Consider the following 13,569-nt stretch of genomic DNA (forward strand, 5'->3'; position numbering starts at 1 on the left):
AGCGCCGCGAGGACAAGGGCCGATGATCAGACGGAGAGGTCCATCACCATGTGAACCGCCAGCGCACCAAAGCCGTTGAAGCGGGTGTTGGTGGCGACGGAATAGGCACCCATGCCCTGAACCAGCAGGTAATCGCCCTCTTCGATGTCCGAGGGCAGCGGGGTTTCGCCCGGTAGGCGGTCAACCGAATCGCAGGTCGGGCCAAAGACGGTGCGGCGGCGGGTGTCACCCTCGCGCTGCACGCCCTCAGGCGACCAGGCGGTGATGCGGTCCATTGCGCCCATCAGCGGCAGTTCCGAGAAGGCCCCGTAAACGCCATCGTTCAGGAAGACGTGGTTGTCGTCGCGCAGGCCCTTGATGCGGGTGGCCAGCGCCATCGAATCGGCGACCAGCGCGCGACCGGGTTCGCAGATCAGGGCAGGGGCGTCTTCGCCAAAGGCTTCTTCGGTCACGCGACCGATCAGGTGGAAGATCGCGTCGAGCGAGGGGACAATCGCCTGCACGCGGTGCGACGGGAAACCGCCGCCGACGTTCAGGCGGTGGATGCGTACGCCAGCGGCGTCGCTGATGCGCTTGGCAGCGCGGATATAGGCGTCCCATGCCTGCGGATCGACGCATTGCGTGCCGGGGTGAAAGGTCAGCGACGGCGTGTAGCCTGCCGCAGCGACGCGGGTGAGGATCTCGGTCGCCAGTTCCTCGGTCGCGCCGAATTTCGCGCCGAAGTCATAGGCAGCACCGGCGACCGGCAGCTTGTAGCGGGCGGTGATTTCGACACGCTCGCCGTTCTCGCGGTGGGTGGGAACCAGCGCGAACAGCTTGTCCAGTTCGCTGAGCGAATCGACCGAGTAGCTGGCCACATCGCGGCCAACGGCAAAGACGATCTCATGCTTGGCACGAACCGGGTTGTTGTAATGCAACGCCGCGTCGGGGACGAGGCGGCGGATCATGGCGATTTCCTCGGGCGAGGCGACGTCGAAACCCGACACACCGGCGGCCGCGAGGTTGTCCACGACAGCCTCATCGGGGTTGGATTTGACGGCATAGGTCACCAGACCCGGAAACCCGTCGAGGAAACGCTGCGCCTGCGTCTGCAGGGCGGCCGGCGACAGGAACATCACCGGGTCGTTCGGGTTCACCGACCGGAGATATTCGACCGGATCGGACCAGATGCTTTCGGAAAAACCCATGGCGTAACCTTTCGCCTCGCTGTTCATCGTGTCCGGACCACCTCCGGCACTATAGGACAGGATGGCGCAAATAGGATGAAAACCCACCAATCAAAAGAATTGAATCGCTGCGTGGGGTCGTTAATATGACGAAATTTTCGGCAGAATGACGGGTGGTGCCATGGATGACCTCGACCGGGCGCTGATCGCTCTTTTGACCGCTGACGCGCGTCAGCCTCTGGCGACGCTGGCGCGCAAGCTGAAGGTGGCGCGCACCACAGTGCAGTCGCGGCTTGAACGGCTGGAGGCGACGGGCGCAATTGTCGGATACACACTGAAATTGGGCCAAAGTGCCGAGCGGCCACGCATCCGGGCGTCGATTCTGGTGTCGATCGAGCCGCGCAATCAGGCGTCGATTCTGACCCGGCTGCGCTCGATCCCCGAGGTCGAGCGCGCTTTCACCACCTCGGGCCGATTCGACCTGTTGTTGCAGGTCGCGGCGGCCACGACCGAGCAGCTTGATTCGGTGCTGGACGGGATCGGGGCCTTGCCGGGGGTGCGCTCGTCCGAAAGCCTGATCCATCTGACGACACGGATCGACCGGATCGCCTGACCTCACGTGGGGTAGTCGCCGCTCCAGAAGCCGCGCCGGGTGATCGGGTCGATATAGACACGGATGCTGGCGCCGGGTTTGGGGAGTTTGCCTTGGTTGGGGCGCGTCTCGCCGCTGTGGCCTTGCTTGGTTGTCCAGAGCATCTGGTGGTGGCGGCTGTTGCCGGTGGCGGTGTGGCCCGTCACCTTGGCCGACAGCCGCACGCCGCGCCGGGCGGCGCGGTTCATTGCCATGATGTCATCGGCGGCTTTGGGCGCGGTCCAGGCGGTGAGGCCGAGAAGGCCGAGGATCATCCAGCCCAGCAGCGGGCCATCACCGCGTTGCAGGGCCAAGGTCAGCAACAGGGCGAAAAGCGCGAAGGCCCCGGTGAGCCAGGCGAAGGGGTTTTCGACAAGGCGGCTCCACGGAATTTGCGGGGCGTCAGGGTGGTGGGGCAGGTCGGCGGCGAGCAGATCGCCGGGCAGATCGCCCTCCCACCACGCTTTGCCGGTCCTGGGATCAGCGAGCAGGGTGATGCGATGCCCGGCCGGGGGCCGCCAGTCATCAGGCTGGCGGCGCAAGCTGTGGCCTTGGGTGTCGGTGGTGTCGGTCCAGGTGAGGCGGGGGCCGGGGGCATCGGTGACCGTGGCGGTTCTGGTCTGGCCGCTGGTCAGCGCGCGGGCCATCGACGGCGCGTGACGCAGCCGCCAGAGGGCGAGGGCGGTTGCGAGGGCCAGCAGCCATGGGGCGAGCGTGACGCCGGGGCCGCCGTTGATCGGGATGGGCGGCGTCCGGGCCAAGGCAAGCGCAAGCACGGCCAGCGCAACCGGCTGGCCAAGGGGCGTGCGGGCGGCAAGGCGCAGGAGCGGGCTCAGTACTCGCCCTCCCACCAGCCGCGTCCGTTGCGCGGGTCGATGTAGACGGGGATTTCATCGCCGAGAGCGGGCAGGCGTGTGAGGTGCTGGGCCATGGATCTGCCGCTGAGATCGCCAGCCTGCCAATGGACGAAATAGTATTTCGAGCGTTTCTTGCCATTGCGCACCAGCTCGGTGACCCGCGCCATGCGGCGCTCGCCAAACCGCGCGGCGCGGCGTTGTGAGCGTAGGGAGCCCGCCAGCACCCAGGCAAAAACCGCCGATACGGTGGCCGAAACCGCCCCGACACCCGCGATCAGCTGGCTGTGCCAACGGGTGTCGCCTTGCCCGAACTCGCTCACTGTCGGGTCCGAGGCCGAGTAACGCAGCGACATCGCTGCGCCGATCCGCGCACGGTCGTAGGTGCTGTGCGACACCGAATGGCGCGCGGTTCGGGTCTGGTTCTGCCCATCGCTGAACCGCACGGTAAGGTAATAGCTGTGCGTCGTCGCGCCGGTGTTGCGGCGGTGGGTGGTGATGTCGCGGTCGACGATCACCCCGCGCGCATCGACGCCGTCGCGCGCCAGCAGGGCCGCATCGCGTATCTGGAACACGGCAAACGGCACCATGATCGCTGCGAGCAGCAGGAACATCAGCACAAAGCCAAAGCTCGCCCGGCTGGTCCAGGCGCGCCAAGTCAGGGACGGTGGGGGCATTGGCGGCTCCGATGCGGCGCGGGCGGAACTGGCCCGTGCCATAGGGTCGGCCCAGATGCCGATTCGGTTCAATCCCGCGCCCGGCTATTGCGACGCGATCCACCACGTCGCGCCAGACGGATCGCGCACGCCGCCGCGCAGATCGTCGCCTTCCGATCGTCGCTGGGGTTGCTGCACGACCGTGGCGCCGGCGGCAACGGCGCGGGCGAAGACGGCGGCGGCGTTGGCGACATAGAGGTGCAGATGGGGGGACGACCCCTGCACGTCGGTTGCGCCGCCGCCGATCATCACCACGCTGTCGTCAACCTTGACCTCGGCATGCATCAGCGAACCGTCGTCGCGGTCAAAGCGGCGCAAGAGCTTGCCGTCAAAGGCGGTTTCAATAAAGGCGATCAGGGCCTCGGCGTCAGAGGCGATCAGGTAGGGGCTCAGGGAGGGATAGGACGTCGGTTTCCATGGTTCCATCGGCCAATTCCTTAACGCAAAGTCACACAGGTGACGATTCCCGCAACCGGGACCGGGTCAGTTTCTCGCAGACCACGCCCTTTGGCAAAGGCGATTTCGGCGCGGCAGGGTGACTGCCGCGCCGGATCGCTCAGGCGCTGGCCAGTGCGGCGGCGGCGGCGTCCAGCGCGCCGGGGCCATGGGGGATGCCCAGAACCTTCATGCCGGTGTCGATCACCGCAAGCGCGCCCAGCGTCATGTGGGCGTTGACGTGGCCCATATGGGCGATGCGGAAGAAGGCATCCGCCCCCGGCTCGCCCGGTTCGGTCATGCCAAGGCCGATGCCCAGCGTCACGCCGGCCTCGAATTCGGTCCAGCGGCGCAGGCGGGTGCCGTCATCACCTGAGAGCCGCGCCGCCGTGACCGAATGGCCCCGGTGCGCAGGGTCGGCGATGTTGAGGCGGAAGGCACCCTCGGTGCCCCACGCCCCGGCGGCGGCCCAGACGGCGGAGGCCAGCGCGGTGTGGCGCGCCCAGACGTTCTCGATGCCTTCCTCGTGCAGCATGGTCAGCGCTTCGCGCAGGCCAAGCAGATGGTGGGTCGGGGCGGTGCCGTACCAGTTTTCATAAAAGAACTGCGCGTCGTTGCGCGGCGTCCAGTCCCAGTAAGGCGAGCGCAAGTCCGAGGATTTGCACGCGGCCTTGACCTTGTCCGAGAAGAACACGAAGCCCAGACCCGGCGGGGTCATCAGGCCCTTCTGGCTGGCCGCGATCATCACGTCGACGCCCCAGTCATCCATCTCGAACCGGTCGCAGGCGAGGCTGGCAATGCAATCGACCATTAGCAGGCCGGGGTGGCCCAGATCGTCCATCAGCTTGCGCACCATGGCCACGTCGTTGCGCACCGAGGTGGCGGTGTCCATGTGGGTGACCATCACGGCGCGGGCGTTGGGGTTGGCGCGCAGGGCGGTCTCGGCGCGCTCGGGGTCGATGGGGGCGGCCTTGCCGAAATCGGTGACGGCGGTTTTCACGCCCAGCTGGCGGGCATTCTCGGCCCAGCCGTGGCCGAAGCGGCCAGTGGCCAGCACGATGGCGGTATCGCCCCGGCTGAAAGTATTGGCGTTGGCGGCTTCCCAGGTGGCATGCCCGTTGCCGATATAGATGGCGAGGTTCTGGCGTGTGCGGGCGACAGCCTTGAGATCATCGCGCAACCCGCCGACCATCTCGGTCAGCTCGCCCTCGTAGATGTTGGGGGCTGCTTTGTGCATGGCGTTGAGGACGCGGTCAGGCATGACCGAAGGGCCGGGAATGGCCAGATATTGACGGCCATTGGCGAGAGACATGGGGCGGCTCCTGAACATGTGCACTAAGGTGGCGGATCCTAGGTGCGGCATCGGGAAGCGTCAATGTGACCTGATGCGATCCGCGCGCAATACAGCGTTGCGTCAAGGGGTGTGCAAGGGCTGGGGCGGGGCCTATATCTTTGCGGCCAAGGAGACTGACATGCCCGAAATGACACCTGTTCTGAACCCCGAGAACCGCTGCGCCCCCGTTGAGGGCCGTGCCATGCTGCGTGTGACGGGAGAGGACCGGGTGAAGTATCTGCAAGGGCTGGTCACGCAGGATATGGGCCGGGTGGTGCGCGATGGCATCGGTTACGGCGCGCTGCTGACGCCGCAAGGCAAGCTGATCGCCGATTTTCTGCTGGTTGCGCAACCCGACGCGGTGCTGATCGACGTGGCCGAGGATCTGGCCGACGATCTGGCGCGGCGGCTGACGATGTTCAAGCTGCGCTCGAAGGTGGTGGTTGACCGGGTCGAGATGCCGGTGACGCGGGGCATCGGTCCGGCGCCTGAGGGCGCGCTGGCTGATCCGCGCGACGCGGCGCTGGGCTGGCGGCTCTATGGGCAGGCGCTGACGCAGGGTGAGGCGGTTGATTGGGACGCGCGGCGCATTGCGGCGCTGGTGCCCGAGACGGGGGCCGAGTTGGTGCCCGGCGACAGTTTCATTCTGGAGCTGGGGTTCGAGCGCCTGAACGGCGTCGATTTCCGCAAGGGCTGCTACGTAGGGCAGGAGGTCACGGCGCGGATGCACCACAAGACCACGCTGCGCCGGGGGTTGGTGTCGGTGCAGGTCGCGGGCGCGGTGCCGGTGGGAACGCCGGTTTTGATGGAAGACGGGCGCGAGGCCGGCGTGCTCTACACGCAAGCGGGCGGGCAGGGGCTGGCCTTGGTGCGGATGGACCGGATCGACGGGCCGCTGACCGCCGATGGCGTCGAGGTCAGCGTGGGAGGCGAGGCTTAAGCCTCGGCCTCGCCCACGGGCAAAAGGGCGATGGCGACGCGCCGGCCCTCGGACAGCAGGACATTATAGGTGCGGCAGGCGGCGGGCGAGGACATGACCTCGACCCCCAGACCGGCGGCTTCGAGCGTTTGGCGCAGGTCGGCCGGGATGTGGCCGATGTCACGCCCGGTGCCGATGAACAGCACATCGACCTGATCGGCCAGCGGCAGCAAGGCGTCTATGTCGTCAAAGCCGCCCCATGTCACCACCTGTCCCGGTACAAACAGCACCGGGGCAGGGTGGACAACGCCGCCCAGCCGGAAAAAGCCAGGGCCATACCCCTCGATGGGTTGGGCGGCGCCAAAGTCGATCTCGGTCAGTTTCATTTCGCGTCCGAGGTGGTGAACTGCGTCCCAGCCTTGTCGCCACCTTTGTCCCAATCGCGCTTGACGCCAAGGTACTTGACGATGACGGCGGCGACATAGACCGAGGACCACGTCCCCACGAACACGCCCCAGATCATCGCGAAGACAAAGCCACGGATCACATCGCCGCCCAGCACGAACAGGGCGATCAGCGCGATCAGGGTGGTGAACGAGGTCATCAAGGTTCGCGTCAGGGTCTCGTTCAGCGACAGGTTCATCACGTCGAGAATGCTGCGCTTTTTGAACTTGATGAAGTTTTCGCGCATGCGGTCGAACACCACCACGGTGTCGTTGAGCGAATAGCCGACGATGGTCAGCAATGCTGCGATGATCGCCAGATCAAAGCGCAGTTGCAGCACGACGAAGACGCCTATGGTCAGCGTGATGTCATGCACCAGTGCTGCCACGGCCCCCAGCGCGAACTGCCATTCGAAACGCAGCCAGATGTAGACCAGCACAGCCCCCAGTGCCGCAGCGACGGCGAGGATCGCCTCTTGCACCAGCTCGCCCGAAACCTTGGGGCCGACCGATTCCACCGAGGTGAAATGCAGCGTCGAATCGTAGGTTTGCAGCGAGGTTTCGACCTGGTTGAGCACCTCGGGCGTCACGGATTCGGTGTCACCCTGCGCCTGAATGCGGATCATCGCGACGTTCCGCTCTGGCCCGTAGGTGGGGTCAAAGACCTGCGTGATGGCGATGTCGCCCAGACCCATCGGGGCCAGCGACTCGCGGTAAGCGCCGATATCGACGGGCTGCGTCCCCTCGGTACGGATCGAGGTGCCGCCGCGGAAGTCGATGCCGAAGTTCAGCCCGACCGCGAAGAACACCGCGATCGAGGCTGCCATGAGCAGCACCGACAGGCCGAAGGTGTAACGCCACGGCCCCATGAAGTTGATGTTGGTATCGTCAGGAACGATTTTCAGCCGGAACATGGGTCGATCCTTACAGGGACATCGTCTTGGGACGGCGACGCTCGAACCACCAGATGATGATCAGGCGCGTCACAAAGATCGCCGAGAAGACCGAGGTGATGATCCCCAGTCCCAGGGTGATGGCGAAGCCGCGGACCGGGCCGGAGCCCAGTGCAAAGAGGATCGCGGCGGTGATGAAGGTGGTGATGTTGGCGTCGAGAATGGCCGACATCGCCTTTTCATAGCCCAGCTCGATGGCCCGTGCCGGGCCACGCGCCGTGCGCAACTCCTCGCGGATACGTTCGAAGATGAGCACGTTGGCGTCGACGGCCATACCGATCGTCAGCACGATCCCGGCGATGCCCGGCAGCGTGAGCGTGCCGCCGATCAGCGAGAGAACCGCGAACACCATCATGATGTTGAACACCAACGCGACATTGGCGATCCAGCCGAACAGGCCATAGCTGAGGCCCATGTAGAGCAGCACCGCGACCATGGCGACGATGGCGGCGGTCTTGCCGGCGTCGACGCTGTCCTGACCCAGTTCGGGCCCGATGGTGCGTTCTTCAAGGAAAGTCATTTCGGCGGGCAGGGCACCGGCGCGCAGCAGGACCGATAGATTGGTGCTTTCCTCGACGGTGAAGCGCCCGGTGATGATGCCCGAGCCGCCGGAGATATGCGACTGGATGACCGGGGCCGAGATGACCTCGTTATCCAGCACAATCGCGAAGGGGCTGCCGATGTTTTCCGCGGTATAGAGCCCGAAGGCCCGTGCGCCCGCCGGGTTGAAGCGGAAGCTGACGGCGGGACGGCCGTTCTGGTCGAAGGTCGGCTGCGCGTCGGTCAGCTGCTCGCCGTTGACGACGGGGGTTTGTTCCAGAATGTAGTAGACGCCTTGCTGGTCCATCGACGGGTAGATCACCTGCCGTGGACCGGGGGCTTCGTTCGCGTTCGAGGTGGTGCGCACGACCGGGTGGAACGTCAGGCGTGCCGTGGTGCCGATCAGCGACTTGAGTTCGTCTGCCGAGCCGATGCCGGGCACCTGAATCAGGATACGGTCGGTGCCCTGACGCAGGATCGTCGGCTCGCGGGTGCCGACTTCATCGACGCGGCGGCGGATGATTTCCAGCGACTGGCGCATGGTGCGGTCATCGGTGGCCAGACGCTCGGCCTCGGACAGGGTGACGACGATCTCGTTGCCATCGAGGTGGATATCGAGATCCTGCTGACCGATGCCGGTCAGCGTCTGCATGGGCTGCGACAGCGTGCGCACGGTTTCGAGCGCTTGCGGCAGGGCATCGGTATTGCCGATGGCGATGCGCAGGACGCCGGGATCGTCCGAGGGCATGCGGCGGACACCGCCGACGGTGGAACGCTCGGCGCGCAGGAGGTCGCGGACCTCGGGCCAGAGGGCGTCGATGCGGTCGGCGTAGACGTCCGAGACCTGCACTTCGGCCAGCAGATGCGCGCCGCCGCGCAGATCGAGCCCGAGGTTGACCAGATCAGAGGGCAGCCAGTCGGGCCAAAGCGCGCGTTCGGCTTCCAGCTCGGGGGTCGAGGTGCCAGCCTCGATCGTCGCGACGGCATCATTATGGCGCTCGACCTGATCGTAGAACAGGTTGGGCGCAGCGAAGACGGCAGCGCCCAGACAGATCAGAATGATCAGCGCGCGCTTCCAAAGGGAGACTTGCAGCATGGTGAGGCCTTGCGATGGAGCCGGGCAACGGGGGCCGGGAAGGGCGCTGTGAGCGCCCGGTCAGGGCCGCGGCACGAGCTGTGCGCCGCGACCGCAGAAGGCGATATCAGCTGGCTGCCGGTTCGCTCTTGGACATCACGGTGGTGATGGTCGAGCGCACGACGCGGACTTTCACGCCTTCGGCGATCTCGACCTCGACTTCACCGTCTTCCTTGACCTTGGCAACCTTGCCGATCAGGCCACCTGCCGTGATCACCTGATCGCCACGGCGCAGGGCATCGACCATCGCGCGATGCTCTTTGACTTTCTTTTGCTGCGGGCGGATCAGCAGGAACCACATGATCCCGAAAATCAGGACGAAGGGGACGAGTGACGAAATCAGGCTACCGGCACCGGCAGCGCCGGCGGTCTGGGCAAAGGCAGGGGTGATGAACATGGGGCTCCTCGGGTCATCATCGGGCCGGGGATAGCCCCCGACGTCAGGTCGCGCGCACCCTATATGGGGGCTTTGGTGAGTTCAAGCGAGAGGGGTGAGGCGAAAAAGCGCGATGACAGGCGCGTGTTTGCCGGTAAGGGGGGGGCGGCGGGCGGCCCCCATCGAGGGGGCCGCCCGCCGCTCGGGGGCGCTGCCCCCGCCGGGCCGTGCCGGCCCGCCCCCGGGATATTTGGGGACAGATGATGGGGGCTAGTCGTCGCGGCGGCGCTTTCGGTCGATGTCGCCGTGACGGATGTCGTCGGTGAGGCGGTCGAGGACGCGGTGCAGGTTGGGGGCGCTGACGGCCTGATCGAGCACGCCTTCGAGGGCTTGCAGGATCGCGCCGCGCGACCCCTCGACCGTGCCCACCTGATGGATGTTGATTTCCTTGATCTTTTCGACCGGCTTCATCATCTCGCCCAGTGTTTTGGGCAGGGCTTCGAGCCGGGCGAGTTCGACAGCATGGGCGAGGCTGGCGTCCGAGCGGGTGTTTTCGGCGGCGATGCGGGCGGTGAGGGCTTCGGCCTCGGCGTGTCGTCGGGCGAGTGAGGCTTGCGCGTCGAGCTTGGCGGTTTCGAGCGTGTCGGCAGCGACCGCGCGGGCCGAGGCCGAGGCGATTTCCGCCCGGCGCGCGCTGGCTGCGGCGTCGGCTTCGGCGGCGATGACGCCGAGGTCGCGGCGGCGCTCGGCTTCAGCCCCGGCGCGGGCGGTTTCGATGGATTCGTGGGCACGCACAGCCTCGGCGCGGGCCAGATCGGCGTCGGCCTGCGCGCGGCTTTCCTCCTGACTCTTGGCGAGCACCTGCACGGCGCGGTCCTGTTCGGCGATTTCCAGTGCGCGGGCGCGCAGGATTTCAGCCTCGCGGATCGCCTGTTCGCGGGCGATGTCGGCGGTCTGGATCTGCTGTTCCATCTGGATGCGCGACTGGGCGGCAGAGCGTTCGGCCTCGGCCTTGGCGCGGGCGACTTCGGCCAGTTGGGTCGCCATCAGGGCTTCGATCTGCTGGGCCTGCGAGATTTCGGCGCGGCGTTCCTCGAGGTCGATCTCCATCTTGCGGCGGGAGGCTTCCATCGCGGCGCGGCGGACCGAGACGGCGGTGTCGCCCTCGATCTCGGCGCGCTCTTTCTTCGATTGCGCGACAACCTCGGCCAGTTTGCGCAGGCCGACGGCGTTGAAGGCGTTGTTTTCATCCAGTGCTGCGACCGGGGTCTGGTCGAGCGCGGTGAGTGACACGGAGTCGAGTTGCAGCCCGTAGCGGGTGATCGGTTCGGCCAGCGCGTTGCGCACGGCGGCGACGAATTCGGCGCGGCCTTCGTGCAGCTCGTCCATCGTGTGGCGGGCGGCGACGGCGCGCAGGGCGTCGACGAACATGCCCTCGATCAGCGCGTGCAGCTCATCGGGTTGAAAGCTGCGCCGGCCCAGCGTCTGGGCGGCGCGGGCGATGGAGGCTTCATCGGGCGGGACCGAGAGGTAGAATTCCGCGCCGACATCGACGCGCATCCGGTCGCGGGTGATCAGCGACTGGTCGGCGCGGCGGTCCAGATGCAGGCGCAGGGTCTGCATGTTGACGCGCGCGACCTCGTGGAACCAGGGTAGCGCCAGCATCCCGCCGTCGATCACGATCTTGCGCCCGCCGATGCCAGTGCGCACGAGGCTGATCGCGTTGGTGCCCCGCTGGTAGAACGCGGCAGCCAGCGCGATGAGGGCGGCCAGCACGATGATCAGGGCGATGATCCAGAAGATGGTGCTCATCTGATGTTCCTTTCCGGGGGGCTTACAGCCCTTCGAGACGCGTTTGTATCTGGGCAGAGAACCCGGCATCGGCGGCGATGGTGGCGCCTGTCAGGCCCGCCGAGAGGCCGGACAGCAAGAAGACGGCGGCCTGTGCCGCGAGGGCGGGGCCTTGGGCGGCGTCGAGGCCGCTGGCGACGCTGATCGCGGGCGGCAGGTGGCCGTCGGGGCTGGCGGGGGTCAGGGCGTTGACGCGGAGGCCGGGCCAGCTGTGGCAATGGGTGAGGGTCCAGGCGAGCATCGCCCAGCCGATCAGGCGGGGGGTGTCAATGGCTTCGGCCTGCAGCGCCCAGCGGGAGGCGAAATCGTCGGCCTCGCCGGGACGCAGAGCGGCGGCGGCGCGGATCAGGTCGAGCGCGCGCGGCCAGTCGGCGTGGCGGGGGGCGGCGCGGGTGAGGAGGCTCGCGCCGGGGGCGAGGGTGGGGGCGAGGGCCTCGGCGAGGCGTTTGGGAGCGGCGAGGGCCTGGGCTAGCTGGGTAGCCGGGTCGGCGTCGGGGATGGCGGGGAAGAGGGCGAGGCCGTCGAGTCCCTTTGGCAGGGTCTGCGCGACGGCGTCCATCGCGGCGGGGTCGCTGAGGTCGGTGCGGTAGAGGGCGTCAATGTGGTCAAAGCGGGCGTCGCTGTCGATGCCCAAGACCTCGGCCCCCGCGGCCTGCGCTGCCTTGGCCACGGCGCGGCCAAGGCCATGGCCCGAGCCGAGCACGGCAATGCGGCGGTTGAGCAGGAGGCGGGGCAGATCGGGCATCAGAAGACCGGCGGGTAGGGGCGGCCGCCACGATCCAGCGTGATCCAGCGGGTTTCGGTGAAGGTCTCGATCGACCAGCGCCCACCGTGACGGCCAAGGCCCGAGGCTTTGGAGCCGCCGAAGGGGACGTGCGGTTCGTCATTCACCGAGGTACAGTTGATGTGGCACATGCCGGTTTCCAACCGCTTGGTCATGGCCAGCGCGCGGGCTTCGTCGCGGCTGAAGATGCCCGCCGAGAGGCCGTATTCGGTGTCGTTGTTGAGCGCGATGGCCTCGTCATCGGTGCGAAAGGGGATGACCGGGACAACGGGGCCGAAGGTCTCGTCGCGGTAGATCAGCATGTCGGGGGTGACGCCGGTCAGCAGCGTCGGCTGGACAAAGCGCCCGGTGATCTTGCCGCCGGTGACGACTTTCGCGCCCTTGGCGATGGCGTCATCAAGCTGGGCTTTGACGCGGGCGACCTGGCGGTCGTTGATCAAGGGGCCGATGACGTTAGCAGGGTCGGCGCTGTCGCCGACTTTCAGTTTTGCAGCCCGTTCGGCGAATTTGGGCAGGAATTCAGCGTATACCTTTTCATGCACCAGCACTTTTTCAACACTCATGCAGATCTGGCCCTGATGCATGAAGCTGCCGAAATTGGCGGCCTGGGCGGCGCGGTCCAGATCGGCATCGTCGAGTATGATCAGGCTGTCCTTGCCGCCCAACTCAACGCAGGCCTTTTTCAGATGCGCGCCCGCCTTGGCGGCGATGGCGCGGCCGACGGGGGTGGAGCCGGTGAAGGAGATGCCTTTGACATAGGGGTGCTCGATCAGCTCATCGCCCATCGCGGCGACGCCTTCGCGCGCGCAGGTGACGACGTTGAAGACACCGGGGGGGACGCGGGCCTCTTCCATAATCTCGGCAAAGTAGAGGCCACCGATCCAGGGCGTGTCCTCGGACGGTTTGAGCACGATGGTGTTGCCAGCGGCCAGCGCGAAGGCGAAGCCGCGCGCGGTCAGGACGCCGGGGAAATTCCACGGGCTGATCACCGAAATGACGCCCATCGGGTAGCGCACGCCGGTTGAGACCTTGCCGTATTCGGACGGCAGCACCTCACCGAGCGGCTGGTAGCAGATGGCGGCGGCGGAGCGGAAGACTTCGGTGACGTAATGCGCCTCGAACGCGCCCTTGCCGTACCAGCCGCCGCCCTCGGCCTGCGCGCAGGCGATGAAGTCGGGCGCGCGGCGTTCCCAGATGTCGCTGATGCGGTTGAGCAGATGCGCGCGCTCGGTGAATTTCATCTCGGCCCAGGCCGGAAAGGCGGCGTGGGCGGCCTCGATGGCGGCGCGGGCATCGCTGCGCGTGCCGTCCGGGGCTTCGGCGAACAGCGCGCCGGTCGAGGGGTTGATGTCGGCGAAGTTGCGGGCAGTGCGGACCCATTGGCCGTTGATGTACTGGCCTCGGATCGTTTTGGCGGCGGGGGCGTCGAGCAT

The 13,569-nt window shown here is 66.8% G+C and carries 14 protein-coding genes; 2 read left to right on the forward strand and 12 right to left on the reverse strand.

Features of this window, described 5'->3' with window-relative positions; all coding sequences use genetic code 11:
• Positions 1-26: 26 nt before the first annotated feature.
• Positions 27-1,187: a type III PLP-dependent enzyme gene (locus EAE28_RS09210; protein WP_127105557.1), complete on the reverse strand. Its 1,161-nt coding sequence runs from the start codon at positions 1,185-1,187 to the stop codon at positions 27-29.
• Positions 1,188-1,347: 160 nt separating this feature from the next.
• On the opposite strand from EAE28_RS09210, the gene EAE28_RS09215 reads away from it, so the two are divergent.
• On the forward strand, positions 1,348-1,779 hold the full coding sequence (locus EAE28_RS09215; protein WP_127105558.1) for an Lrp/AsnC family transcriptional regulator: 432 nt from the start codon (positions 1,348-1,350) through the stop codon (positions 1,777-1,779).
• 2 nt (positions 1,780-1,781) lie between these two features.
• Here the strand turns inward: EAE28_RS09215 and EAE28_RS09220 are convergent, their stop codons facing one another.
• The 4 genes from EAE28_RS09220 to EAE28_RS09235 form a co-directional block, all read right to left on the reverse strand.
• The gene (locus tag EAE28_RS09220) at positions 1,782-2,648 is read right to left on the reverse strand and encodes a hypothetical protein (RefSeq protein ID WP_127105559.1); all 867 of its coding nucleotides are present in this window, start codon (positions 2,646-2,648) and stop codon (positions 1,782-1,784) included.
• A complete protein-coding gene (locus EAE28_RS09225; protein WP_164736595.1) occupies positions 2,630-3,328 on the reverse strand; it encodes a DUF3592 domain-containing protein in 699 nt (232 codons plus the stop codon). The genes EAE28_RS09220 and EAE28_RS09225 overlap by 19 nt, the downstream gene beginning before the upstream one ends.
• 84 nt (positions 3,329-3,412) lie before the next feature.
• Positions 3,413-3,793, reverse strand: coding sequence for a VOC family protein (locus EAE28_RS09230; protein ID WP_127105561.1), 381 nt, complete (start codon positions 3,791-3,793; stop codon positions 3,413-3,415).
• Between the two features lie 130 nt (positions 3,794-3,923).
• Positions 3,924-5,114, reverse strand: a complete 1,191-nt coding sequence (locus EAE28_RS09235; RefSeq protein WP_127105562.1) for a pyridoxal-phosphate-dependent aminotransferase family protein — start codon at positions 5,112-5,114, stop codon at positions 3,924-3,926.
• A 160-nt stretch (positions 5,115-5,274) separates the two neighbouring features.
• Here EAE28_RS09235 and ygfZ point away from each other — a divergent pair, with 160 nt between their 5' ends.
• Complete coding sequence (gene ygfZ, locus EAE28_RS09240) at positions 5,275-6,075, forward strand: CAF17-like 4Fe-4S cluster assembly/insertion protein YgfZ (protein ID WP_127105563.1); 801 nt, start codon at positions 5,275-5,277, stop codon at positions 6,073-6,075.
• Here the strand turns inward: ygfZ and EAE28_RS09245 are convergent.
• The 7 genes from EAE28_RS09245 to EAE28_RS09275 form a co-directional block, all read right to left on the reverse strand.
• On the reverse strand, positions 6,072-6,440 hold the full coding sequence (locus EAE28_RS09245) for an Mth938-like domain-containing protein (RefSeq protein WP_127105564.1): 369 nt from the start codon (positions 6,438-6,440) through the stop codon (positions 6,072-6,074). The genes ygfZ and EAE28_RS09245 overlap by 4 nt on opposite strands.
• Positions 6,437-7,411 (reverse strand): protein translocase subunit SecF, encoded by a 975-nt coding sequence (secF, locus tag EAE28_RS09250; RefSeq protein WP_127105565.1) that lies wholly within the window; start codon positions 7,409-7,411, stop codon positions 6,437-6,439. The genes EAE28_RS09245 and secF overlap by 4 nt, the downstream gene beginning before the upstream one ends.
• 10 nt (positions 7,412-7,421) lie before the next feature.
• Positions 7,422-9,086, reverse strand: coding sequence for a protein translocase subunit SecD (gene secD / locus EAE28_RS09255; protein ID WP_127105566.1), 1,665 nt, complete (start codon positions 9,084-9,086; stop codon positions 7,422-7,424).
• Positions 9,087-9,192: 106 nt separating this feature from the next.
• Positions 9,193-9,522 (reverse strand): preprotein translocase subunit YajC, encoded by a 330-nt coding sequence (gene yajC, locus EAE28_RS09260; RefSeq protein ID WP_127105567.1) that lies wholly within the window; start codon positions 9,520-9,522, stop codon positions 9,193-9,195.
• Positions 9,523-9,771: 249 nt separating this feature from the next.
• Positions 9,772-11,313: a flotillin family protein gene (locus EAE28_RS09265; RefSeq protein ID WP_127105568.1), complete on the reverse strand. Its 1,542-nt coding sequence runs from the start codon at positions 11,311-11,313 to the stop codon at positions 9,772-9,774.
• Positions 11,314-11,335: 22 nt separating this feature from the next.
• Positions 11,336-12,097, reverse strand: a complete 762-nt coding sequence (locus EAE28_RS09270; RefSeq protein ID WP_127105569.1) for a Rossmann-fold NAD(P)-binding domain-containing protein — start codon at positions 12,095-12,097, stop codon at positions 11,336-11,338.
• Positions 12,097-13,569 carry an aldehyde dehydrogenase family protein gene (locus tag EAE28_RS09275; protein ID WP_127105570.1) on the reverse strand — a complete coding sequence of 491 codons (1,473 nt, stop codon included), beginning with the start codon at positions 13,567-13,569 and terminating at the stop codon, positions 12,097-12,099. Before EAE28_RS09275 ends, EAE28_RS09270 begins: the two co-directional genes overlap by 1 nt.

This window comes from Pararhodobacter zhoushanensis (genome assembly GCF_003990445.1).
Lineage (GTDB): Bacteria > Pseudomonadota > Alphaproteobacteria > Rhodobacterales > Rhodobacteraceae > Pararhodobacter > Pararhodobacter zhoushanensis.

Excerpts from the sequence above, each read along its gene's own strand:
- EAE28_RS09210 (WP_127105557.1), bottom strand. The coding sequence starts at position 1,187 with ATGGGTTTTTCCGAAAGCATCTGGTCCGATCCGGTCGAATATCTCCGG.
- EAE28_RS09215 (WP_127105558.1), top strand. The coding sequence starts at position 1,348 with ATGGATGACCTCGACCGGGCGCTGATCGCTCTTTTGACCGCTGACGCG.
- EAE28_RS09225 (WP_164736595.1), bottom strand. The coding sequence starts at position 3,328 with ATGCCCCCACCGTCCCTGACTTGGCGCGCCTGGACCAGCCGGGCGAGC.
- EAE28_RS09230 (WP_127105561.1), bottom strand. The coding sequence starts at position 3,793 with ATGGAACCATGGAAACCGACGTCCTATCCCTCCCTGAGCCCCTACCTG.
- EAE28_RS09235 (WP_127105562.1), bottom strand. The coding sequence starts at position 5,114 with ATGTCTCTCGCCAATGGCCGTCAATATCTGGCCATTCCCGGCCCTTCG.
- ygfZ (WP_127105563.1), top strand. The coding sequence starts at position 5,275 with ATGCCCGAAATGACACCTGTTCTGAACCCCGAGAACCGCTGCGCCCCC.
- EAE28_RS09245 (WP_127105564.1), bottom strand. The coding sequence starts at position 6,440 with ATGAAACTGACCGAGATCGACTTTGGCGCCGCCCAACCCATCGAGGGG.
- secF (WP_127105565.1), bottom strand. The coding sequence starts at position 7,411 with ATGTTCCGGCTGAAAATCGTTCCTGACGATACCAACATCAACTTCATG.
- secD (WP_127105566.1), bottom strand. The coding sequence starts at position 9,086 with ATGCTGCAAGTCTCCCTTTGGAAGCGCGCGCTGATCATTCTGATCTGT.
- yajC (WP_127105567.1), bottom strand. The coding sequence starts at position 9,522 with ATGTTCATCACCCCTGCCTTTGCCCAGACCGCCGGCGCTGCCGGTGCC.
- EAE28_RS09265 (WP_127105568.1), bottom strand. The coding sequence starts at position 11,313 with ATGAGCACCATCTTCTGGATCATCGCCCTGATCATCGTGCTGGCCGCC.
- EAE28_RS09270 (WP_127105569.1), bottom strand. The coding sequence starts at position 12,097 with ATGCCCGATCTGCCCCGCCTCCTGCTCAACCGCCGCATTGCCGTGCTC.
- EAE28_RS09275 (WP_127105570.1), bottom strand. The coding sequence starts at position 13,569 with ATGCTCGACGCCCCCGCCGCCAAAACGATCCGAGGCCAGTACATCAAC.